General features: G+C 41.4%; 23 protein-coding genes. 18 read left to right on the forward strand and 5 right to left on the reverse strand.

The features are described 5' to 3' along the window. The first annotated feature begins 235 nt into the window (after positions 1–235). From U5K72_17445 to U5K72_17460, 4 genes are all read left to right on the forward strand, one after another. Positions 236–448: a cold shock domain-containing protein gene (locus U5K72_17445; GenBank protein ID MDZ7720605.1), complete on the forward strand. Its 213-nt coding sequence runs from the start codon at positions 236–238 to the stop codon at positions 446–448. A gap of 43 nt (positions 449–491) precedes the next feature. Next, on the forward strand, positions 492–815 hold the full coding sequence (locus tag U5K72_17450) for a hypothetical protein (GenBank protein ID MDZ7720606.1): 324 nt from the start codon (positions 492–494) through the stop codon (positions 813–815). 185 nt (positions 816–1,000) lie between these two features. Beyond that, positions 1,001–1,579 (forward strand): peptide-methionine (R)-S-oxide reductase MsrB, encoded by a 579-nt coding sequence (gene msrB, locus U5K72_17455; GenBank protein ID MDZ7720607.1) that lies wholly within the window; start codon positions 1,001–1,003, stop codon positions 1,577–1,579. A 171-nt stretch (positions 1,580–1,750) separates the two neighbouring features. Beyond that, positions 1,751–2,302 (forward strand): PH domain-containing protein, encoded by a 552-nt coding sequence (locus U5K72_17460; GenBank protein ID MDZ7720608.1) that lies wholly within the window; start codon positions 1,751–1,753, stop codon positions 2,300–2,302. A 114-nt stretch (positions 2,303–2,416) separates the two neighbouring features. On the opposite strand, the gene U5K72_17465 is transcribed toward U5K72_17460, so the two are convergent. Then, positions 2,417–3,925 carry a sodium-dependent transporter gene (locus U5K72_17465; protein MDZ7720609.1) on the reverse strand — a complete coding sequence of 503 codons (1,509 nt, stop codon included), beginning with the start codon at positions 3,923–3,925 and terminating at the stop codon, positions 2,417–2,419. A 273-nt stretch (positions 3,926–4,198) separates the two neighbouring features. Here U5K72_17465 and U5K72_17470 point away from each other — a divergent pair, with 273 nt between their 5' ends. The 5 genes from U5K72_17470 (at position 4,199) to U5K72_17490 (ending at position 10,949) form a co-directional block, all read left to right on the forward strand. Further along, positions 4,199–7,234, forward strand: coding sequence for a DUF2723 domain-containing protein (locus tag U5K72_17470; protein ID MDZ7720610.1), 3,036 nt, complete (start codon positions 4,199–4,201; stop codon positions 7,232–7,234). Positions 7,235–7,373: 139 nt separating this feature from the next. Beyond that, positions 7,374–7,841 (forward strand): hypothetical protein, encoded by a 468-nt coding sequence (locus tag U5K72_17475; GenBank protein ID MDZ7720611.1) that lies wholly within the window; start codon positions 7,374–7,376, stop codon positions 7,839–7,841. Beyond that, positions 7,807–8,307: an rRNA maturation RNase YbeY gene (gene ybeY, locus U5K72_17480; protein MDZ7720612.1), complete on the forward strand. Its 501-nt coding sequence runs from the start codon at positions 7,807–7,809 to the stop codon at positions 8,305–8,307. Before U5K72_17475 ends, ybeY begins: the two co-directional genes overlap by 35 nt. 2 nt (positions 8,308–8,309) lie before the next feature. Continuing rightward, positions 8,310–9,674 (forward strand): toprim domain-containing protein, encoded by a 1,365-nt coding sequence (locus tag U5K72_17485; protein ID MDZ7720613.1) that lies wholly within the window; start codon positions 8,310–8,312, stop codon positions 9,672–9,674. A 150-nt stretch (positions 9,675–9,824) separates the two neighbouring features. Next, complete coding sequence (locus U5K72_17490) at positions 9,825–10,949, forward strand: DUF445 family protein (GenBank protein ID MDZ7720614.1); 1,125 nt, start codon at positions 9,825–9,827, stop codon at positions 10,947–10,949. Between the two features lie 5 nt (positions 10,950–10,954). On the opposite strand, the gene U5K72_17495 is transcribed toward U5K72_17490, so the two are convergent. After that, the gene (locus U5K72_17495) at positions 10,955–11,389 is read right to left on the reverse strand and encodes a peptidylprolyl isomerase (GenBank protein MDZ7720615.1); all 435 of its coding nucleotides are present in this window, start codon (positions 11,387–11,389) and stop codon (positions 10,955–10,957) included. Between the two features lie 393 nt (positions 11,390–11,782). Between U5K72_17495 and U5K72_17500 the strand changes: the two genes are divergently transcribed. The 6 genes from U5K72_17500 (at position 11,783) to U5K72_17525 (ending at position 17,750) form a co-directional block, all read left to right on the forward strand. Then, on the forward strand, positions 11,783–14,140 hold the full coding sequence (locus U5K72_17500; GenBank protein MDZ7720616.1) for a transglycosylase domain-containing protein: 2,358 nt from the start codon (positions 11,783–11,785) through the stop codon (positions 14,138–14,140). A 516-nt stretch (positions 14,141–14,656) separates the two neighbouring features. Beyond that, entirely contained in the window at positions 14,657–15,601 is a 945-nt protein-coding gene (locus U5K72_17505) for a hypothetical protein (protein ID MDZ7720617.1), read from the forward strand. Between the two features lie 265 nt (positions 15,602–15,866). Next, positions 15,867–16,451: a hypothetical protein gene (locus tag U5K72_17510; protein MDZ7720618.1), complete on the forward strand. Its 585-nt coding sequence runs from the start codon at positions 15,867–15,869 to the stop codon at positions 16,449–16,451. A gap of 581 nt (positions 16,452–17,032) precedes the next feature. Continuing rightward, the gene (locus U5K72_17515; protein ID MDZ7720619.1) at positions 17,033–17,266 is read left to right on the forward strand and encodes a hypothetical protein; all 234 of its coding nucleotides are present in this window, start codon (positions 17,033–17,035) and stop codon (positions 17,264–17,266) included. Then, a complete protein-coding gene (locus U5K72_17520; GenBank protein ID MDZ7720620.1) occupies positions 17,251–17,547 on the forward strand; it encodes a type II toxin-antitoxin system RelE/ParE family toxin in 297 nt (98 codons plus the stop codon). The genes U5K72_17515 and U5K72_17520 overlap by 16 nt, the downstream gene beginning before the upstream one ends. Before the next feature lie 29 nt (positions 17,548–17,576). Further along, on the forward strand, positions 17,577–17,750 hold the full coding sequence (locus U5K72_17525; protein ID MDZ7720621.1) for a hypothetical protein: 174 nt from the start codon (positions 17,577–17,579) through the stop codon (positions 17,748–17,750). 15 nt (positions 17,751–17,765) lie between these two features. On the opposite strand, the gene U5K72_17530 is transcribed toward U5K72_17525, so the two are convergent. Together U5K72_17530 and U5K72_17535 are read right to left on the reverse strand one after the other, a co-directional pair. After that, on the reverse strand, positions 17,766–18,500 hold the full coding sequence (locus U5K72_17530; GenBank protein ID MDZ7720622.1) for a gluconate 2-dehydrogenase subunit 3 family protein: 735 nt from the start codon (positions 18,498–18,500) through the stop codon (positions 17,766–17,768). A gap of 101 nt (positions 18,501–18,601) precedes the next feature. Beyond that, entirely contained in the window at positions 18,602–20,341 is a 1,740-nt protein-coding gene (locus U5K72_17535; GenBank protein ID MDZ7720623.1) for a GMC family oxidoreductase, read from the reverse strand. A gap of 260 nt (positions 20,342–20,601) precedes the next feature. Between U5K72_17535 and U5K72_17540 the strand changes: the two genes are divergently transcribed. The 3 genes from U5K72_17540 (at position 20,602) to U5K72_17550 (ending at position 23,021) form a co-directional block, all read left to right on the forward strand. After that, a complete protein-coding gene (locus U5K72_17540; GenBank protein ID MDZ7720624.1) occupies positions 20,602–20,934 on the forward strand; it encodes a metalloregulator ArsR/SmtB family transcription factor in 333 nt (110 codons plus the stop codon). Position 20,935: 1 nt separating this feature from the next. Further along, positions 20,936–21,841 (forward strand): arsenite methyltransferase, encoded by a 906-nt coding sequence (locus U5K72_17545; protein MDZ7720625.1) that lies wholly within the window; start codon positions 20,936–20,938, stop codon positions 21,839–21,841. 565 nt (positions 21,842–22,406) lie between these two features. Continuing rightward, positions 22,407–23,021 (forward strand): protein-tyrosine-phosphatase, encoded by a 615-nt coding sequence (locus U5K72_17550; GenBank protein ID MDZ7720626.1) that lies wholly within the window; start codon positions 22,407–22,409, stop codon positions 23,019–23,021. A gap of 100 nt (positions 23,022–23,121) precedes the next feature. On the opposite strand, the gene U5K72_17555 is transcribed toward U5K72_17550, so the two are convergent. Beyond that, the gene (locus tag U5K72_17555; protein ID MDZ7720627.1) at positions 23,122–23,886 is read right to left on the reverse strand and encodes an MIP/aquaporin family protein; all 765 of its coding nucleotides are present in this window, start codon (positions 23,884–23,886) and stop codon (positions 23,122–23,124) included. Between the last annotated feature and the right edge of the window lie 161 nt (positions 23,887–24,047).

The following is a 24,047-nucleotide window of genomic DNA, read 5'->3' on the forward strand; positions in this document are numbered from 1 at the left end:
TTTACATATCGGTATTTCTGACTTAAAATATAGCTGTAATTTTAACTCTATTTACCATTTTTAACACCTCATTTACAATATTTCAGCCTTTTTCCTATTGGTTTTTTTGAACTTACAGTGATTATTGCTTAAAAGGTTCGAACCAAGTATTTTAGCAAATGATGGTTTTGGTTTTGTTATACAAGATCAGGCTGTTATAACTATCAATGGGAACTTAGTTAGATGGGATTTATTTATGGAAAACCGTGAAGTAGGAACTGTTAAATGGTTTCATAATGGTAAAGGGTATGGATTCATTACCCGCGAAGATGGTGACGATGTATTTGTACATTACTCAGAAATTCAAAGTGATGGATTTAAAAAACTGAGCGAAGGAGAAAAAGTTGAATTTACAATTGCTGATGGTGAGAAAGGCTTACAGGCAAAAGAAGTTATTCAGCTCCAATAAGTTTTTTACATTCACAGGCATTTTTTATTCTCTCCCGATTTAGATGCAGTGGCTAAAACATATCACCGTAGATTTGATAGCCACTATCGTAATCGCGATTGTTGTCTTTTTTGATACAACAGTTGTATTGGAATATGTAGTTTATATATATACCGGTTTGATGGTATTGGCTCGCCTGTTTACGCTACTTAATCAAAACTTCAGGTCCATTACCAAAAGAAAAACCAAAAGCGCACCAAACTGGATGTACCATATTCTCTATTTTCTAAATGTAGCTTTTCTTGCGTATGGAATACACTATATCACCGCTGCCGGCTGGGTTTTTATTTGGGGTGTAGCTTATTACGTTCACAGCCAATCAGGATAAATTCTCTTCCTTACCTTCGTTTTAGACAAACCTTAACAATTTTCTAACATTTTCAATTTTAGGGTACGAAACGAATCAAAATAAAGTTGTCTATTCATACAATCTGATGACCATTGTCGTAGAAAGTCATTAAAAAGCGAATGTAAATACGATTGGAATTGTTCCGAATATGAAATAAGACAATTATGAAAAAATTTACCCTATATATAACTGCATATCTTCTCATTGCAATTACAATATCCTGTAACTCTTTTGCGCAGAATCAGGAAGTGACCGAGGAAGATCACCAACATTTTTTGAACAATATTACATATACCGAAGCTATGAGCGACTCACAAAACAAAGAAAAAGTAGTTCGAACTGAAGAAGAATGGAAAAACCGACTTTCCTCAGAAGAGTTTAGAGTTCTACGAAAGAAAGGTACAGAGATACCTTTTATCAACGAATACAATAGCAATGAAGAAACAGGAGTGTATCTCTGCAAAGCATGCGGACAACCACTTTTCCATTCTGATACCAAATATAAAAGCGGAACCGGCTGGCCGAGTTTCTACAAGCCAATCGATGAAGATGCTGTTGAAGAAAAAGAAGACAATAGCTTTTTCATGACCCGAACAGAAATTGTATGCAGCCGTTGTGATTCCCATATCGGCCATGTATTTGATGACGGGCCACAACCAACCGGACTCCGGTATTGCATGAATTCAGCCGCGCTTCATTTTGTGCCTAAAGATTCTGAGCAGACAACACAATCAAACGAATAATGATTACTTGAACAAACAAAATGTTCGGTTGATGATTTAGTTGATTGAGTCTCAAATTTAATCTTTTCTTTATAAATCAGTATTTGGAATATTCCAGATGCTGATTTTTTTATTGTACTTGTCATCAGGATTCAATTCATTACTTGGGAATCGAATATTTATTGCAATAATATGGATACACAAAGTTCAAGCAGAAAAGCACAAACACTTGTTGAGGCATCATTCAACCCAAAAATAAAAACTTATATAAATGCCACAGTTATTTTGATCTGCTGCATTACTATTTTTGGAATTGTGTTAATCCCTTTTTGGCTGATCTTCGGGCGAATGTATCTGAACAGATATTTCGACAGTCTTTTTTGTGAACTCACCTCCCGGGCGCTAAAATTCAGAAAGGGAGTCCTTTTCCAGGTAGAACGAACCATTCCATTGGACAAGATCCAGGATCTAACTTTTCGGGAGGGACCTCTTCTCAGGTATTTTGGATTAAGCATTTTAAAAATAGAAACAGCCGGACAAAGTAACCAGACAGGTACGGATATGTCTCTGATAGGAATTGTTGATGCGAGAGAGTTCAGAGAGAAAGTAATTGACCAAAGAGATAAAATTACCGACCTGGGATCATCATCCTCCCCTACTCAATCTTCATCAGGTGATAGCAAATCAAAGGAAACACTTCAATCTATTCTTGAAACCCTTCAGCGAATTGAGAAGAAGATTTAGCTGCTATCCAAAATTGTTTGGTGATAAATCCGCGAAGTTTCACTTATGTAAAGATGGAAATAGAAATAGTTTTTGATGTATTAAGACGAAAAACTTCGCGGATTTCTTAAAGACTCAATTCAAAATCGTTTTATCAGCAATTTTCCTATTGTAGATCTTGAACAAGATCATCATCACTCCCCACTGCAGGAACACTGTTGCTACAGAAAATGAACTAAGTGGGTTGTACCAGGTATCGGGAGCAAAACTTGTGGCGCTTAAATAGATCCACCATACCAGAAGTGTTATCACTTCAACCGGTATTACATATTTGATGATAATTGACCACCAGTATCCAAGTTTAATCCGGCTCTCATCTGTATTAACCAAAGTATCTCTGAATTTATCAGCTCCAAATCGAATTACAGCAAATGAGATGAATCCGCCGGATACCATCAGCCCAATCCCCCACACAAAATCCTGGTTGGCGAGAAAATCAACAGAAATAGCAGATGGCATTCCAAATAAAAATCCCACAATACAAACACCAATAGTTGCATTTTTGCGTGCAACTCCCATATCAACAAATACCTTTGTAGCCAATTCTATCATAGAGATGAGTGAACTGAAAGCTGCAAAGGTAAGCCCGAGGAAAAAGAGAATTGCAAAAATTCGACCCCCCGTCATCTCATTAAAAAGTTGTGGCATCCACATAAATGTAAGCCCCGTTGATGCCGGACCGGATGTGCGCATCACCTCTAAAATCTCTCCGTCAGTCATGGATGAGCCCAAAGTTCCAAAAACAGTTGAAAAGATAATGACAGCCGCCATCAATGAAACCAGGTTATTTCCAATACCGGTTTGAAAAGCGCTGATTGTGATGTCATCGCTGGAGCGCATATAAGCCCCATATGTTAAGATTAATCCCCATGCAGCTCCCGTATCCCAGGCATTTTGAGTGAGCGCTTCGAGCCATAATCCGGGCTCTTTCAAAGTAGACCAATCTGGTGTGAAAAGATAAGCGACTCCTGCACCACTACCGGTAAGTGAGAGTGCCTTTATCAACGAAATTACAAGAACTAAAAGTAGCGAGGGGATCAAAATCAGGTTAATCCGTTCGATACTTTTAACTCCTTTTAGTATCACAAGTGCCCCGAGAAAGATCATTAACGCATGAAAAATAGAGGGTAACGTAGAACTTTGGAAACCGGCCCATACCATCTCGGCATGATCCAAACTTTCGGGAAGTACAGAAAAAACGGACTCAATCAGATAATATGCACACCAACCGGCCACTACACTGTAGTAAAACATGATAGCCGTAGCCACAAATCCTATAAAACTCCCCATCCAGGCGGAATTTTTTCCAACCATTTTTATGTATGAGCCGACCACACCTTTCCGGCCATTCCGGCCAATTCCATATTCAGCAATAATGAGCGGAATAGACCAGATAAACAGAAAAGTAACCCACGCAATCAGAAAAGCACCAGCACCTGTTTCCCCTCCATTTTGTGCTGCGATTCGGGGAAAGCGCCAGATATTTCCCGTACCTACGGCAATCCCCAAAACACTTAGAATAAGTCCCCACTTTGTGCTAAACCGCTCTTTGGGCCGTTTACTGCCTTTTAAATGTGAATCCATTTTTTGGAATTGATGATCTTTTCGGACACAATTCAGTTGATAACCATCTTTCCAGTCATTTGCAAGCACTTCATATCTTGTTTATACAATTCAGTCATAATATTTGAACTACAAAATTTTTCAATTGTGCTTTCAAAGTCTGATTCGGTATCTTTGCCCATTCAATGAATATGTTGAACTATAATCCATGATAACAGAAATATCATGGAGACCGTCTCGTTATGAACTGTTCAAAAGTGCAGATCAAACATTAGATAACTTTAAATCGATTTTATGGATTTATCGTCAATTTTCGCTAACCACCGGAAGCGAAACTTTTTCTTTGCTACAATTAGCTTCATATATGCTTTTGTAATCTACACGATGACAGTTGCTCCTACCACCTCTTTTTGGGATGCAGCTGAATATATTGCTATATCTCATACACTGCAGATTGCCCATCCACCTGGATCACCGTTTTTTGCCCTTATTGGCAGGGTAGTATCTATGTTTATACCTACAGAATATGTGGCTTTGAGCATCAATATGATTAGTGTTACTGTCTCGTCATTTACAATCATGTTATTATATCTGATTATTGTGAGACTGATTGAAGAGTGGCGCGGACCTGCTGACGAGATGGATTTTATGGATAAGATTGGTTTGTATGCCGGCGGACTCTTCGGGGCGTTCACTTTTACAGTTACACACACACAGTGGTTTAATGCGGTTGAGGCAGAAATGTACGCGTCTTCTATGTTCCTGACGGCACTTGTTGTTTGGCTCTCCTTAAAATGGTCGGCGAATCACAAAAAACCTTATGCCGAGCGATGGTTAATCGTTATTGCCTACCTGTTTGGTATAGGCATTGGCGTTCACCTTCTTAATTTACTGGCAATCTTTTTCGTAGCCATGATTATCTACTTTAAGAAAGTAGAACTTTCCGCCTCCTCATTTTTACTAATGGCTGGTATTGCCGTCCTCGGGTTCTTTTCTGTTTATCCTGTAACAGTTATTTGGCTGCCGGATATTGCCGGGCAGATCGGGTCCTACACATACGGCTTAATAGGCCCAATGACATTCGTTATTCTTGTCATTGCAGCATTAAGTTACGGAATATACTATACGCATAAGCACAACCACAGAATTGCCAATATTATATTACTTGCATATGCAATGATAATGATCGGGTATTCAAGTTATGCATTAATTATGATTCGCTCTCAGGCAGAACCGCCAATCGATGAGAATGACCCATCTACTGTTCAGGATTTTGTGAGCTATCTCAGCCGGGATCAATATGGAAAATCTCCCCTTCTGATGGGAAATACATACGATAATTCCATCGGAGCAATTGATCGTGAAGAGGAGGTTCTTTTCCCGCGACGCCACTCTGCACAACCCCGGCATATGCAGTATTATTCACAATTCGATTCCGATCTATCCTATTTCCTGAACTACCAGGTCAATCACATGTATCTGCGTTATTTTAACTGGAATTTTATTGGCCGCGATGCAGATGTACAGGATGCAGGGTGGTATGCCGGATTTTCAGAGACCCGCCACTCTAATAATCCTGCCCATTCGGGATATTTTTACTTGCCGCTGCTCATTGGTTTGTTCGGGTTTCTCTACCATTTCAAGAATGACTGGAAAAGGGGTCTCTCTATTTTAGCATTGTTTTTACTAACAGGCCTTGCCATCATTTTCTATCTCAATCAAACACCGTTTGAACCGCGCGAGCGGGACTATGCCTACGTGGGATCGTTTTTTGCCTTTACCATCTGGATTGGTTTAGGCGCAACCGGTATCGTTGAAATGATTAAAGACGCCACCGGAAAAAGTAAGCAGGTGGTTTTTGCGTCCCTAACATTAATGTTTTTAGCTGTTCCCGGCTGGATGCTCACTGAAAACTGGCACAGCCACGATCGCAGTGAACGATACGTAGCCAGAGATTATGCTTACAATCTTCTTCAATCGCTCGAGGAAAATGCCATTGTCTTTACAAATGGTGATAATGACACATTCCCACTTTGGTATATCCAGGAGGTTGAAGGCGTAAGGACGGATGTTCGGGTTGTAAATCTTAGTTTGTTAAATACGGACTGGTATATCAAACAGCTTCGCGACAGAACCACTCACGAATCCCTGCCTCTCCCGATTACTCTTACCGATGAGGAGATCGACGAGATGACGTCTCAACTTGAATTACATGAACCAGAACAAATTACCATTCCGGTTGATAAGGATCTTTTAACATCTGTATTCGAGGCCACCCCCTCGCAACTCGAAGATTCTACCAGCCAGTTTTTCAGACAAGGCGGTTTGCCCGAAGATGTTCAATTGACACCAATGCTTTACAATCAGCTTCAAATGGCTGAACCATTTTCTATACCTGTTGAGGAACTGGACGACGAAGTGAGTTGGTATCTCGAAGGCCGGCCGGCAGGAAGAGACAGAGCCGGAAATGATCGTTTTTATTTACAAACCCAGGATAAATTAATTCTCCACATGCTGCGGAATAACCGATGGCTGAGGCCGATTTACTTTGCAAATACAGTTTCTAATTCGGGTCAGCTTGGCTTGCATGACTTTTTCCAGTTTGAAGGCAAAGCGTTCAGAGTGGTACCGAAAAAAAGGCAAACCGGACCATTTGGATATGTTGATCCCGAGGTGCATGCACAACGCCTTGAAAATTTCCGTTTCGAAAATTGGAACTCTCCCGATGTCTACTTTGATGAAAACATTCGCCGAATGCTTGGCAACTACCGGTACAGTTTTTCTCAACTGGCAGATGCCTACATGGAACGGGGAGATTCAACAAACGCCGCTAAATGGCTGGCCTATGGAGAAGACAACATTCCATTCCGGCATATTGAACACGACTGGACTGTGGCAACCCTTTACGCATATAAATATTTGCAGTCAGGCGAAACAGAAAGAGCTAAAGAGCTTGCTTCTTTTGTAGCCAACCAACTTAAGCGTGAACTACGGTACGACATGAAAGATCTGAATGAATTAGAGAGCGAGCTGCAAACTCTTCAACAAGATATCCAGATGGCACGCTCCCGGGCTCAAACACAAGAAGCCCGGACTTTGCAAAATCGTCAGCAGCAGTTGTCTGACAGAAGAGAATCAATTGTTCAGAATATTAGTTTTTCGGTAAGCCGCCTAACAATTTTACAAAATATTTTTTACGAAAATGACGATATTGAATCTGCTGAGCAACTTCGTTTCGAAGTGAATTCAATTACTGACGGGCGGTTAGCACTGCCCGATTCCATAGAGGAGAGCAGGCAGCGAGTCAGTCAATTTGGTCTTGGTAACTGATAATATTTAATATGATTCTTTCAGATCGTATATTACAGGTTCAGAAGCTTATGGAATATTCCGTCTGACCGCAAAATCAGTGTGCGGACGGGGTGGTTTAGCACAGGCTTCATCAAATAAAGTTTCAATTGAGTACTCTATGATACACGAATTTACGGAAGAGAACATTCTGTCCATTGGAAAAGTGTTGGAATCTACACCCAAAAAACTGGGTAACGATGTTTACCGCCTGGAAATGACAAACCAGGAAGACGGAAGTAAACTTGCATTCGAAATCCATCTGGGGCTTGAGGTTAATGGAAAACGCATGAACCTGATATCCGTTTATTCCGGAAATACCTTTTTACAACTTCACAACTGTACAGCTTTCATTGCCAGCGAAATGCTGAAACAGGTTACATTTTTCGGTAAGCAGAATGGAATGACTTCCGGCCTGATTATTGAACAGGGGGCCGGGTGCAGCTTGTATTCTAATGTAGATGATTCCGTACTGACAGGTGATTTCACACAACTTCCTGAAGATATGATGATGTGTGGTGTAGCTCTCTCGCTGACTGATACACTCGATATCGATGACTTTTCTTTCGACGATGACAACGTTTCCTGAATTTCCGGATCTACCTGAAGAAACTGTACTTTCCGTAAATAATCCCTCCCATTTTGATCTCCCCGTAAATCAAAAAACTCTTGAGACGATTCTGCAGCTTATCCAGAAAGGCGAGAATGTGACATTTCAACTCGTGGAACTTGTGTATGTAGATGAGAAAGAGATTGTTGAGATCAATAAAAAATACCTGCAGAGAGATTACGTAACCGATATTATATCGTTTAATTATAATGATGATGCTGAACCATCGGATTCCTCAAAAAAAAGCATCGAAGGTACCCTTTATTGTTGTGCCCCTCGAATAGAGGAACAAAGCTATGAGATGGACTCTGACCCTGAACAGGAATTTTATCGTATATTTGTGCATGGTTTGCTCCATCTTGCGGGATATGAAGATTCATCAGCGGACGAAAAAGAGACCATGACAAAACTCGAAAACCACTACCTGGAACAGATGGACAACTGATTATGAACACGTCCGTCTATACTCTCCTCATAGTAGAATCTCCAACTATTGCCGGAATTATTCAGAAAATATGTCCGCCATCGGTATATGTTCTTTCCACCGATGGATTCTGCTGGCGTCCCAAATACGATTCAGGTACTCATCAAATAAAAGCGATTGCTGATCCTGAAAAACGAGAGATCCGAAAGGAGATAAAAGAACAGTCAAAAATTGCCAATACCATTGTGGTAGCTGTTGATTCTGATGCTTCGGGTGATTTTATAGCATGGTCTATAAATCGGTTTATCAAATCATCTAATGTAAAAAGAGCACAACTTCAGGGGTTGAGCCGAACGGGGATCTACTCCATGCTGAGTAACACCGCAGAACTGGATGAATCTCATCTCGAAACCCGTTTGAAAAACAGATTTCTGATACAACATCTCTGGTCTAAATATTCAGATACTCCTGATCTTCAATTTGCAGGTTTAATCTCCGTGTTTGGTGCAAATAAATGGTTTCAAACCTTTTTAGACCAAAATGATTCTGTTTATGAAAGCTCAGCCCATGTACAATGTGATTTTGACGAATGGATTAGCGTAAGAACAGAGCACAGCAACAATCATTATCGATCATCAAAACCTCTCTCTACATTTGATGTTTTAGAGTATTTAATCCATCAACAGAAAGTTCCTTCAGGATATGATTCTCAACTTCTCCTCAATCAGCTCTTTCAAACAATTTTACCTTTTTCTGAAGAGTCACTGATCAGTTATCCGCGTACATCTGCGCAGGCATTTTACAGTGATACCTGGACAGATCTTCGAAAACAGTATCTAAAAAGAGGATCTGTTAACGACTTAAAAACGACCTATTTGCAGGAAATTGCGGATTCAGAAAGTCCGCATGAAAGCATTCATCCCATTGATCTTTCACTGGCACCTGATTCCGTTTCAGGAGAACTACCAAGTAACACGGGGCAATTGTACCGATGGATTTATGATCAAACAATTAAAAGCTTATCAATGCCGAAACCGGTAGATCAAATTTTGGTAAGCGATCTGAACCCGGATATAGTGTTTTTTCAAGATTCAGAGAAGAGTGTAACATCTGCTGAGTCACTTCGTCCATGTGTAACTCTTAGCGATTTTGGAATTCAACTTCATGAACTGGGAGTGATGAAACCATCCGGTTTTGGAAAAACTGTTGATGAATGGATCTCAAAAGGATGGATAGAACTAAATGGCAGAATTGTTACTCCGGGTAATCAAATCTTGGGAAAACTGGATCAGGCACATTCTTTACGTAAAAAACTAATGGAACTGAAACGATTAAAAGAGGAACCCACACTGAAACGTGAAACTGTTGTCAATATCATAACGTCTTAAAGAGTACTTTCCCCTTTTAAGGAGGAAGTGAGCGGAGTAAACTGGTGGATAACAAAAGAACATTACTCTTTTTGACTTTAAGTAGATTTGTACGAATCATCCTCCTTTGTCCCCTTCAAAGAGCAATTCACATTAGAAGTAAAACAACATATGGAAGCAGAAGAAAAAAAATCTGTATCTCCTGAATCAGCCGGGGAGAAGAGCCATTTCAAAAATCTTGGCCAAATACTGTCCAAATACCTGGAGTTTGATTCAGATACAAACATAAGGGACGCCCAGATTCACTCCTCTCCTGACACTGCAAAGCTTCCGATTTTAAAGTTTCTAAAGCCGATCCCCTGGATTCTTTGCGGACTGTTTTTAGGATCCTTTCTTTGGGATTTTCCCGGCGTCTCAGCCGAAATTTTTGCACTCTCTCTTCAATTTGAAGGAATCATACGTATTATCTCCGTCAGTGGTATGATCGGTTATCTAACCAACTGGATTGCCATCACCATGCTTTTTAAACCGGTTAAAAAACGGCCCCTGCTGGGGCAAGGACTGGTTCCTGCCCATAAAGACAGAATTGCGCATCGTCTCTCGCATGCAGTTTCGGAGGATCTCATCAATCCGGAGCTGATTAAACAGAAAATCCGTGAATCAAAAGCGATCAGCCGCTACCGGTTGCAAGCAATTGAACATATTGAACAGATCACCCAGCGGGATGATTTCCGGGAAGATCTAAAAACCTGGCTCCTTGAATATGTTGACTCGATGGTTCAGAATCCTGAATTCAGGAAGAAGGTATCCGATCACATCTTACTGGAAATTGAGGATGCACTTCAAAACCGGGCGCTGGAGAAAGCCGCATTAAAAACCTATTCTTTTCTCAGCGGCCAAACTCTGCAACAGTTTATCGAAAATCTACTGGAGCGCCTGCCGGTAACAGCAGAACGAAACATTGGGTACATAGAAGAGTACCTGGACGAATTCCCTGACAAAATCCACCGCAACAGCGATAAGATAGATGAGGTGATTACCCTGCTCCTCTATAAACTGATCAACCAGTTAAACGTTCAGAAATTAGTGGAGGAAAATCTTAAAACATATGATGAGCAGCGACTGGAAACAATGATTCGAAATGCTACAAATGAACAGCTTAAAACCATTCAGTATCTTGGTGCAGTTTTAGGAACCATCGGCGGATTTGTAATCTGGGAGCCGATTCTCAGCCTGGTGGTGTTGAGTGTTATATTTGGAACTGTTTACCTGATCGACTGGCGGTTGTATCAATAAGAGTATCAGTCAACAATCTCAATCTCCTCAATCCGATCTCCCTGCTCAATCTCATCAATCACATCCAGGCCTTCCACAACTTTTCCAAAAACTGTGTGATTTCCATCAAGATGAGCAGTATTTTTTCGATTAAAACAGATAAAGAATTGAGAACCTCCCGTGTTACGACCGGCATGAGCCATTGATAACACTCCACGCTCATGATGTTGGTTGTCACCATCCAGTTCACAATCGATCGTATATCCGGGACCGCCAGAGCCGTCCCCTTTCGGGCATCCACCCTGAATCACAAAATCCTGGATCACACGGTGAAAAGTAAGCCCATCGTAAAATCCTTTTTTCGAGAGCGTTACAAAATTATCAACTGTGTTGGGAGCGTCTTCAGAAAAAAAGTTGACTTCCATATCCCCTTTTTCAGTTTTTATGATTGCTTTCGGCATAATAGTATCTTCTGTTTGATTTCGTATTTGTTTGGCTGCAAATATACGCTATTCAATGGAATGATAAAGGTTTTAAAGTTTAACACGTTTACCAATTAAAAGACCTTCAAGCGTCCGTAGGTCCTTGAAGCGTCCTTTTTGGTGATTTACTATAAGAATACGTGACGCTTTCCCGACAGCTGTCGGGACGCTCTGCTTGTCTGCCGAAGCTCACGTCCAACGAAGCTTTGTGCATAGTTGGATTAGCGTAGGCAGGCTGCAGACGCTTCAAGGTCACTTTTTAGACTAAGCGGTAAACACGTAATGTTTAGTATTTCCAATGGAACTGATCTACCTTCTCGTTGTATACATCATTTGCGGACCCGCTTTTTCTAACGAATCCATATTCCAAGTTTGGCAAAAAAACAGATCAAATTCAGTAAAACCACAAAACGCCTCCTGATTGGTGTTTGCGCTCTTCCTTTTGTTATCGCATTCATCTTTATCTCTATGGTTTACGGAGGCTTCTTTGGTCCCGTACCAGGATCGGATGAACTCTCATCTATCCAAAACTATGAAGCCTCTCAGGTATATTCGTCCGATGGAAAACTCCTTGGAACATATTACCTTCAAAATCGAACGGAAGTATCTCTCGGGGAGATCAATCCTCTGATGACCCGGGCGTTGATAGCAGTTGAAGACGCACGATTCTACGAACACAATGGAATTGATGAACGGGCATTAGCGCGGGTTCTTTTTAAAACTATACTTTTAGGACAGGAAACCGGGGGTGGAAGTACCATTACCCAGCAGCTTGCAAAGAATCTATATCCAAGAGAGGAGAGCGGGTGGTTTCACCTTGTGGGTGATAAATTCCGGGAGATGATCATCGCTCAAAGGCTGGAACGTGTCTATTCAAAAGAGAAAATCCTCTCTCTTTACCTGAACAGCGTTTCCTTTGGTGAGGAGATCTACGGAGTTGAAATGGCCGCCCGTCGGTTTTTCAGTAAAGATGCCGGCGATCTGAATCTGCAGGAGGCCGCTACCTTGACCGGAATGCTAAAAGGGACTTCCTGGTACAATCCAAAAAATCACCCGGAGAGGGCCAAAGAGAGAAGAGATATTGTTCTCGCACAGATGGTACGGTATGGATCTCTCTCACCCGAAATTGCCGATTCCGTTAAAGCTCTTCCCATGCAGGTCAATTACACACGAATCACTTCAAGTGAGGGACCAGCTCCCTATTTCCGCGAGCATATTCGCCAAAAAGTATCAAAAATTCTGGAATCTACTACAGCGCCGGGTGGAAAAAAATACAATATCTATACGGACGGACTGGAAATTCAGACCACAATTGATTCACGCGTACAAGAGGCGGCCGAAAAAGCAGTAGCCGTTCAAATGGAAGAGTTACAGGGACTGCTGAATCGTCAGATTGAAAGAGAGCCCATTTTTGAATCACAAGGCGATTCAACCATCCATTACGCCTGGCGGCAATCCGATCAATACCAGCAACTTAAAAATGCCGGCCGAACCCAAACTGAGCTTGACAGCATACTGTATACTCCGGAAAAAATGGATCTGTTCACCTGGGATGGATATGAAACTAAATCAGTAACACCATACGATTCTCTGCGGCACTATTTATCTTTTTTGAACTCCGGTTTTTTGGCAATGAATCCTCAAAACGGACAGGTATTGGCTTGGGTTGGCGGAATCAACCATAAGCATTTTAAGTACGATCATGTAAAATCAAAACGGCAGGTGGGCTCGGCTTTTAAACCAATTGTATATGCCGCGGCTCTCGAATCAGGTCTCAGGCCGTGTGAATATCGCAGGAATGTTCTTACTACCTACGAAGAGTATGAAGAGTGGACACCCCGAAACCATGCCGATGAGTATGGCGGACGATATTCTATCTCGGCTGCTTTGGCCCACTCCTATAATACCATTGCTGTAGATCTTCTCATGGAAACCGGTATTTCTGAAGTTCAAACCACAGCACAAAAAATGGGAATCCATTCCTACATCCCGCCAGAACCCTCTATTGCTCTTGGAACAGCCGAAGTTTCCCTGATGGAATTAGTTACTTCCTATACAACTTTTTTAAATGGAGGAAATCCATCTGCTCCCATTCTAATCACATCAATCAAAAACGCGCAGGGTGATGTTATATATCAGCCGGAAAGTGAAATTCCCGGTTATAATGAACAGATAGCTTCAGCTTTAAATAAAAAAGAATCAATTTCTCCGCGTACAGCCGCTACGATGGTTAAAATGCTTGAGAAAGCGGTAAACGAAGGAACCGGATACAGACTACGCTCTCGGTTTGGGATTAATCATGCACTTGCCGGAAAAACCGGGACCACCCAAAATTACACCGACGGTTGGTTTGTGGGTATGACTCCCGAAATGGTTTTTGGTACATGGGTAGGCGGCTGGAACTACCGGGTTCGATTTGATGGAGCGATGGGCTATGCTTCCCAAACTGCTCTTCCAATTTCAGGTTATTTTCTTCAAAATCTTCAAACGTATCCCGATTTTGAACAACCCAATCAATTCTATGCTGAACAGACTCAGCTTTCCTACCGGTTGAGTTGTCCCGACTTCAGGCCTGATAAATTTAGTGATCGTCTAAAAGACTTCTTCAAAGGCCGGGATGATGATGAAGCTGTTGTTGAAGATGGCGAGGAGAAAAAATCAATATTTGGCAGAATTCAAAATCTATTTACAAAAGATGACAAAGACGAGAAAGACAGTGAAGACAACTAAAAATCCAACATCTTCATGTCTTGTCAACACCGGAATAACTGATAGAAGGCTTTGCAAAACTCTGACCGTCATCCTGAACCTGTCTGCCGAAGCTTAGCGCAGGCAGGCTTGATTCAGGATCTCCAGATACTGGCTATAAAGACGAATGGAGAATCTGAATCGAGTTCAGATTGACCGATAACCACGGTTTTGCAAAGCCTTCTGATACTCACAGACTTCCGAAGTCTCTCGAACCATTATTAAAGTTAACATGTCGAACCAATAACGTGAGTTTTGGATGTTGTTCTGAAAGAGTTCGGATGTCATATTCACCCAAATTCTTATTCCTGACACAACATCTTATTTAGTTGCAATTTATGAATCAAATCTTAATTTGGTAGGAGTTACTTTCTTCAATATCAACTGCAATTTTTTTTGACCATGCACTCATTCAGATCTTTTGTACCTCTTTTAATCATTACTTTGATCACCGTTCTTTCCTGCACGTCAGATTCAATGGAAGAAAGCCGCACTATCATGACAGTGAATGGACCCATTCAGGCTTCCGAAATGGATACCACTCTTGTCCATGAACATGTAATGGTCGACTGGATCGGTGCGGACAGTACCGGGTATCACCGCTGGAACAGGGATGATGTTGTTGAAAGAGTTTTGCCCTTTTTCCTTGAGGCCAAAGAGAAGGGAGTGAATACCTTTTTTGATTTGACTCCCGCCTATCTCGGCCGCGATCCATTTATCCTGGCAGAATTAGCCGAACAATCCGGACTAAACGTGATTACCAACACGGGTTTTTACGGGGCTGTTGATAATACCTATATGCCTCAACTTGCTTATGAACGATCTGCCGAAGAAATTTCGAACATCTGGATTGATGAATTTGAAAACGGAATTGATGGAAGCGAAATCCGACCGGGATTTATAAAAATGTCCGTTGGATCTGAACAACCATTGTCTGAATTGCATCAAAAAATTGTGGATGCTGCCATCATAACTCATCTTGAAACAGGGCTGACTATCACCTCACACACCGTTGGCAACATTCCTGCACATGAACAGATTGAACGACTTAAAAATAACGGAGTCTCTCCCACTGCCTGGGTCTGGACGCATGCACAATCGGGTACTCTTGAAGGAAATCTTGAAGCTGCAAAAGAAGGAGCATGGATCTCGCTTGATAACGTAAATGATGAAGGCGACGGCACCGGAAATATTGAGAGGATTGCAGATCGAATCGGTAAACTGAAAGAAGCCGGTTTTCTGAACCAGATATTGATCTCTCACGATGCCGGTTATTATGAAGCAGATACCGAAAACGGTGGTGATTTCAGAGGATATACCGACATATTCGATTATCTGGTTCCTGAGTTGGAAGAGAGAGGTTTTTCGGATGAAGATATCGGTCAGTTACTTCTTCAAAATCCCCAAAATGCATATGGGATTAGGATACGCAAGACAGAATAAACCTGGCTGTGGTTAACACTTCAGTAGATATTTGTATAGATTGTTTACTCAAAGAGACGCCATGCATTTTTGCTATATCATTGGAGCGTAAGGCGATGTGCTTACTTTGATATCAACTCCGATTTTTTTCATCTTATCCTGATTATTTTAAGAATAATATGAATAAAACTTGCATACGAAGTAGGGATAACCTCAATAGCGTTGGTGATATGCCAATGTTAGCGGGCATTGTAGAAAAACCGAAACGACAGAACAAAATATTAATATGATAACAATTCAAGAATTACTTTTTAATAGACAGCTCGACAGAAAATCCAAGATTAAACTTGTAAGACACAAAGACAGCCGACAAGATTTATACAATCTATACAAAACGAATAGAGAAGAATTTTTAGCATATCAAAACTCTCAATCAAAAGACGTTTTTAATGATGTTGATTTTATTGTTTCATTTATCGGAGAAGAAGGCTTGCAATCTCGTTTTATAGGTGTTTACAGAATTAAGGATAGACAAAAATTAGCTGAAGACCACTTTGAATATAAAATGGAAGAAGTCACAGAGTTGTTTGATGACTTAAAAGAACGTGTAATAATTCAATGGAGAAACGCTATTTCTTGGAATCAATGGATTAAAAATGAAATGGAAGTAATTCAAATCCATCCTGGACTACATTACAAACAATTCACGGACTATTCAGACTTCATATTAAATTTTGACGAACTAAAAGAAATCATAAAAAATCAATACAGCGACTGGAAAAAAATGCTTTCAGCAACAAAAGGTGTTTACCTAATAAACGACACAAAAACAGGTAAACTTTATGTTGGTTCTGCATATGGAGAAGACTGAATTTGGGGACGCTGGTCAAAATACGTTTCAACAAATGGTCACGGAAACAATAAAACACTTAAAGAACTTATTGCAAATGACTCAAACTACGGACAAAATTTTCAGTTTTCAATTCTAATGCTTTTACCAAAAACAATAACAGCGGACGAAGCGATTAAAAAGGAAAGACTTTTTAAAAACAAATTAGGAACAAATTCTTTCGGACTTAACAACAATTAAATATGAATTCACAAAGAGTAGTTACGCACGGTGGTGTAACATTAAATTTAGCTACGGTTAAATGTTTCAAGTTACAGACAAACATAGACTTAGGGAAAACTAATGTGATGGTGGTTGAACACAAAAAACGTTAAGATTTTATTCAACACCCAAATACTGAAAAATATAAAAAACAAGAATATAATGAAGTGACAGAAGTTGAATATCCAAATTACGAATCAGCAGAAGCACACAGAAATAAATGAGAAGAAATCTGGCAAGAATTTTTAGATGACCAATCGTGAAATAAACAACGACCCGCTAACAGCGTTAGAAACAAGCCTCCTTTAACTACATCTACTGAATTTTCGTATATTTAAATTATGGAAAATCTAAAACATAGAGAAGAATTAATCAGAAGGATCAAAAATATTGAGGACAAAGATGTTCTTGATGAGATTTATCGTCTTCTGGATATAGATTTGGATGAATCGGTTTATGAATTAAATGAACTTCAAAAATACGAGATAGAGCAAGCCCGCAAGGAACTTAAAAATGGCAAAGGTATTCCTTCCAATCAGGTGAACAAAGAAATCGATGAATGGCTAAAGAAGTAATTTGGTCGCCGTTAGCCAAACGAAAACGTAAAGAAATTCTCGAGTATTGGATAGAACACAATAAATCCAATACTTATAGTCTTAAGCTAAACGAATTATTCAAACAAGCCGAGCATTTAATTTCCGAGCGTCCGAACATTGGCAAACCAACAAGCGACAAGTATGTCAGATTCAAAATTGTACGTGACTACTTAATATTTTATGAGCAGGTTGACGAAAAAGTATATATTCTGACGATTTGGGACAGTCGGCAGAATCCCGATAAATTAGTTCTCCAGTAGAAATTAGAACACCAGAGAACTTTTGGACTATGAAAATTAAAATAGAAAAGAAGAAAGATTTTGATGCAGTCGAATTGATGCAAAACAGGCGAACTCAGATCAGTAAAGATATTCAAGGTATGACCTTTGAGGAAGAGAAGAAATATTTTCAGGAATCAGCCGAAAAGCTCAAAAAGTTCAAGCCGGTAGGTAGCAATCGTTAAAAAATTGATAGATCATTAACTGTTATTGCCCGACCGATTGATCACATTCCCGTCCTCATCCCACTCAGCTAAGATATATCGCTCCTCTCGTTTGATATATTTGTCCATCATCTCATCATCATAAGAGAAGCCGTGTTCTTCAAGAACATCCTGCGGCACACCGTCCCAAAATCCGGGAGTGTTCCCCTTATAGTCCATGTACTCAACGCCCATTTCTGAGGTAAAAAACCCGGTCGACACCAAATCTCGCATTCGGTTGAAGAATCGCACTCCATACATCATTTCAGGCTCGGCTTCATCCGGCCAGGCGATCATATCAACCATCTCCATCTGTTCCTCTTCGGAACAATCAACAAATCTCTTACCGAACCGTTTATTGCATTCGCTGTCCAGCCACATCAACCCGCCGCGTGTTGGGTCCTGGAAAGGAGGGTAATCCTTCATCATAAATTCAATAAAATCGGGAACTCCGGCATCCGTGGCACTACCGGATTCCTCGTCAGCCGGAATAATGATATCCGCCAACACAGCTACTGTTGCCAATTCATGTTCTGTAAAAAAAGTTTGAGAACGGAATCGTGCATCACGCTTTTCTTCTTCTTCTGTTCGTCCGTAACCGGGACCGCCGCCATTCTCAGCAATTATTTCTTCACTTCTTCGGCGATCCTCTTCCGTACAGGAAGACGACATAAAAAGGGCCGCTCCCGCACCGCCTGCTAACAATAACTTTAGATGTTCTCGTCTGTCCATAATTATAATGTATTAATCTTTGAATTGAATTTAGTATTCGTAAATGCTGAATGGAACAGATCATCCCCCTGCGCCCCCTTCAAAGGGGGATAACAAAAGTTTTAGAGATTTCCTTTTTCCATTTGATCGACGATATAATCTGATGTCCTCCACGACAAAGCCATAATCGTCCATGTGGGGTTTTTATCAGCCTGAGACACAAAACTACCGGCATCTACAACGAACAGGTTCTCACATTCGTGAGCCTGGGCGTACTTGTTCAAAACGGATGTTGAGGGATCATCGCCCATTCTTGTCGTTCCCACTTCGTGAATAATCCGTCCGGGGGCTGCAAGGTTATAATCCGTTTCGGGGCCGGGTTTATCCCCCAAAAGAATTCCGCCCATATTGGTAAGAATCTCTTCAAACGTATCATGCATATGTTTGGCTTGCTTCACCTCATGCTCACTCCACGTGTAGTTGAAGCGAAGCACCGGAATGCCATATTTATCCACAGTGTCGGGATCGATTTCGCAGTAATTATCGTAACGAGCGATACTCTCACCCCGGCCGGAAATTCCAACCGTAGAACCATATAGTTTTCGAATATCCTGCTTCAATGCTGTACCGTATCCGCCGTTGGGTGATGGGTTTCCAAATTCATCTTTTATGTACTGCCGGGCCGAGTCCATACCAAATCCCGTACCGTAAAGCGGCATCCCCATACCTCCGTAATACTCAAGGTGGTACCCGCGCGGGAAATCAAGTTTGGAGTTATCCCCCCACCAGGGTGTATAGACATGCATTCCGCCCACACCATCTTCATTATATCGCTTGCGATCAATCAGTTCCGGAATAATCGCCGATCGTGAAGTGCCCGTGGAATCATGGAGATATCGGCCTACCACGCCACTGCCGTTTGCCAGGCCATTGGGATGTTGTGCCGACTTGGAGTTCAACATTATTCGTGCAGTTTCACAAGCGGAAGCTCCCAATACTACTGTCCGGGCTTTTACCTGGTACTCCTTCATATCTTCCTTGTTGATATAGAGAACTCCGGTAGCCAGGCCATCTCCGTTGGTTGTTACTTCACGGACCATGGCGTTGGTGTAAAGATCAACAGTGCCGCGCTCCATGGCAGGTTGCACAAGACATGTTCCGGCTGAAAAATCAGCATACGCATTACAGGCCCGATTACACTGTCTGCAATAGAAACAGGCTCCTCTTCGATCACTTACGCGCCGGGTCAAAATTGAAAGCCGTGATGGAATTACCGGTACTCCCGCCTGTTCTGCTGCTTTTTGAATATAGAGTTCATGAAGTCTCGGTTTTGGCGGAGGCAAAAAATATCCATCAGGATCATTGGGTAACCCTTCATTCGTTCCAAAAACGCCAATCAGTTTATCAACACGATCGTAGTATGGGCTGATATCATTGTAGCTGATCGGCCAGTTCTCACCCAATCCGTCAATATCTTTCTTCTTAAAATCCTGCGGACCAAACCGTAGTGAAATTCGTCCCCAGTGATTCGTTCGTCCGCCAAGCATTCGGGATCTGAACCAATCAAACTCCGTTCCATCATTCCGGGTGTAGGGTTCACCATCTATTTCCCAGCCACCCCACGCGGCATCGAAATCACCGAAATCCCGAACAGTACTGGCTCCTCTTCGGGGAGATTCCCACGGCCAGCGCAATTGGGTTCTGTATTCTTCCTGGGCAGGATCGAAATAGCCGCCGGCTTCCAAAACTGCAACAGAGAGTCCTGCTTCAGCAAGGATTCTGGCAGCCATCCCGCCACCGGCTCCGGATCCAACAATTGCAACATCATATTTATCACCGGAAGATAGAATTTGAAAACTCATATATACTGTGTTGAATTAATTTCTGAGTACAACGTCTTATTCGTCGCACACATTACAATTTTTTCATTAAAAATTGAAACCGTTTATTTCAAATTTGGCTTGTTTCTGTTTGTGATTGGAAGTTTTACAAATTGAAACATGTCAATCTCTGGATTGACAACAAAGCAAGCAACAAGTTTACTTTATAAATTATATCCTATCAACTATTGACAACGGGCTGAATCCATTTTATATTCATCGTAAAATTACGATATACGATTATGGCAATAACAAAAGCGAAATTATTTGAAGAAAACCAGGTTAAAACAGCCGAGTTTGCAAAAGCTTTAGGACACCCCGCCAGAATAGCCATTTTGGAAATACTGGCTCAGCGAGATACATGCATCTGTGGTGACATTACCGACCAGCTTCCATTGGCTCAATCCACAGTTTCACAACATCTAAAAGCGCTGAAGTCAGCCGGAATTATTAAAGGTGAAATTGACGGTGTGAGAACCTGCTACTGCCTGGATGAAGAAAACCTGGCCGAATTAAAGGCCATCATGGAAACCTTTTTAACAACTCTTTCAACTGAAAATTCAACATGCTGCTAATATGAAAACAACACAAAAATCTCCTGAAGAGCTCAAAGAAACAGTTCGTCAAAAATACAGCCAAATCAGTGAACAGGATTCTGGTCAAAATAATAGTTCCTGCTGTGGAGGAGGTGGAGAATCCACAGAAGTGTATAATGTTATGACGGATGATTACAGCGAGGTGAAGGGGTATAATCCCGATGCAGATCTTGGACTTGGATGCGGCCTCCCTACTCAATTCGCCAAAATCAAAAAGGGTGATACTGTTATTGATCTCGGTTCGGGCGCCGGAAATGATTGTTTTGTTGCCCGACATGAAACTGGTGCACAAGGCAAGGTAATAGGAATTGACTTTGCCGAACCGATGATACAGAAAGCCCGAAAAAATGCCGAAAAATTAGGCTTTAATAATGTTGAATTTCGATCTGGTGATATCGAAGAGATGCCCGTTTCTGATAATATTGCTGATGTAATTGTTAGTAATTGCGTGTTGAACCTTGTTCCCAATAAAACGAAAGTGTTTGCTGAGATTCACCGTGTTTTAAAACCGGGAGGCCATTTCAGTATCTCTGATATTGTACTGGAAGGGGATCTGCCAAATGCGCTGCAAAGTGATGCCGAAATGTATGCAGGTTGTGTAGCCGGGGCGATTCAAAAAGAGGATTATCTCGGTCAAATTCGAAATAGAGGTTTTGAAAACATCACTATTCAAAAAGAAAAACCGATAGAACTCCCGGATGAGATTCTCAGACAGTATCTGAATGATAAAGAGATCGCAGAGTTCAACACAGGCGGAGCCGGCATTTACAGTATTACGGTATTTGCACAAAAGTCCGCCGATGCAGAATCATCTGACAAAATTGAATTAAAAACAGATCTGCTGCATTCCGATATCGCTTGTAGTCCGGGTTCCGGTTGCTGTTGAAAAATTGTCATATACAGAAATCTAAATCATAAGGACTGTCCAAAAAAATCTGAGCTAAGCTAAATAAATCAATGTTGTCATACAGGTCCCCGACCTAACTACGCCAAGCCTGCTCTACAAAGCTTTACGCGTAGTTAAGGCTGCAAAAGACAGACCCGGTATCTCCGGGCTTGATGAATGAATGGAGGTTCTGAATCCCAAAAAAATGCAAGTGGCAACGTTCAGAATGACATTTTTTAGACTCCTTTTAAAATGAACTACCTCGGGGCAGAGCCCACGAGGAATCAACTTATAATCCAAATTTTTAACAATCTATGCACTTATTGTCAAGTGTCCCCCTTCGAAGAGGGCAATGGGGGATGATCAATCTCCCCTCGAGGGGAGTACGGCTTTAGCCGGGAGGGGTGTAATACTTCAGAATCAAGATATGGTCAATTCAGAACTTAAAAAGTCATCCCCCCTGCTCACTCCGCTCGCTTTCCCCCTTCAAAGGGGGACTTAAATCTTTTCCGACCCAGAGGGTCGGGAAATTAAACCACTTAGGATTAAACATTCCAAAAAATCTATGTACCCCAAATTAAACTCCTACATTTCAAAACTGGAATCTGATTTAGATTCCATTCCCTCAGACAGAAAAGATAAACTTGGTGAAGTAGCTGAATATATTCAGTCGAAATTAAATACTTCGGAGACAGCAAAGCTGAATTTTATCTGTACTCATAACAGCCGGCGGAGTCATCTCGCTCAGATCTGGACAGCGATAGCTGCCAACCACTATGGCGTGGAAAATATAGAAACGTATTCGGGTGGAACGGAAGCTACAGCTTTCAATCCCAGGGCGGTTGCAGCGTTAGAACGCGCCGGATTTGAGATTAAAAATCCGGGGGGAGAAAATCCGAAATATGAGATTCGATTTGATGAAAAAGAAGAACCGATGATCTGCTTCTCAAAAACATTCGACGATCCTGCAAATCCTGATAAAGAATTTGCAGCGATTATGACCTGTTCAGACGCTGACGAAAATTGTCCGTTTGTACCAGGTGCCGAGTTTCGAAAGCCGATCACCTACCGTGATCCAAAAGAATCGGATGGGACAGACCGGGAGAAAGAGGTGTATGATGAACGCTGCCATCAAATTGGTACAGAAATGTTTTATATGATGAGCTGTTTATCGGAGTGACTTTAACTTTTTATGATTTTTGCCTTCTTCCAGAGATGATTGAGGTTCCAATTATGATGTCTCTTGTAAAATTTGCCAACAGCCGCAGAAGCACGCATGGCTAAAAAAGAAGGTACAACCCGGCAGCAATAGCGGCACCCACAAGCGGTGCTATGACGGGCACCCATGAATAGGCCCAATCGCTGCTGCCTTTATTAGAAAAAGGAAGTACGGCATGGGCAATTCTCGGCCCAAGATCCCGTGCAGGATTGATAGCATATCCCGTGGGGCCACCCAACGCCAGGCCTATCCCCAAAACCAGAAGCCCAACCGGCAGTGCTGAAAGAGCTCCCAAACCAAATCCTACTTCTTGTCCTTCAATCACAATCGTTGTAAGCAGTTCGCCATTCGCACCGATAAAGCCAGGCGACGGCAAAAGAAGAACACCATAAACCAGAATAAATGTCCCAATTACCTCTGTCAAAAAATTAGCAGGGTAATCTCTGATCTCAGGGGCGGTGGAAAAAATAGCCAGTTTAGTTGGCCCATCTTCCGTTGCTTCAAAATGATCTTTATAGGCAAGCCAAACCAGCACCCCACCTAAAAAACCACCGATTGTTTGTGCTATGATGTAGGGAATTACCAGTGCCCATTCAAACAAACCTGCTATGGCCAAACCAACCGTAACAGCCGGATTGATATGTGCCCCACTGAACTGGCCCATTGTAAAAACGGCAATAAATACTCCCATTCCCCATCCCCAGGTGATAACAATCCAGCCACTGCTATTTCCTTTTGTATTATTTAAAACAACATTAGCAACTACCCCGCCACCAAATAAGATTAATATTGCGGTACCAATAATTTCTGCAATGATAGGAGACATAATTGACCTTTTTTGTTGTTTTAATTTTTAATTGGATTCTCAAAATGCATTTCTAAACAGTTAGGCTGTAATTACTGTTTAGGAATTAGATTTAATCTGAATTAAAAAAACAGAAAAATGAATGAATAGCAATAGAAGTACAGTGAAGACTTACCCTATTT

This window comes from Balneolaceae bacterium (assembly GCA_034521495.1).
Taxonomy (GTDB): Bacteria; Bacteroidota; Rhodothermia; order Balneolales; family Balneolaceae; genus Rhodohalobacter.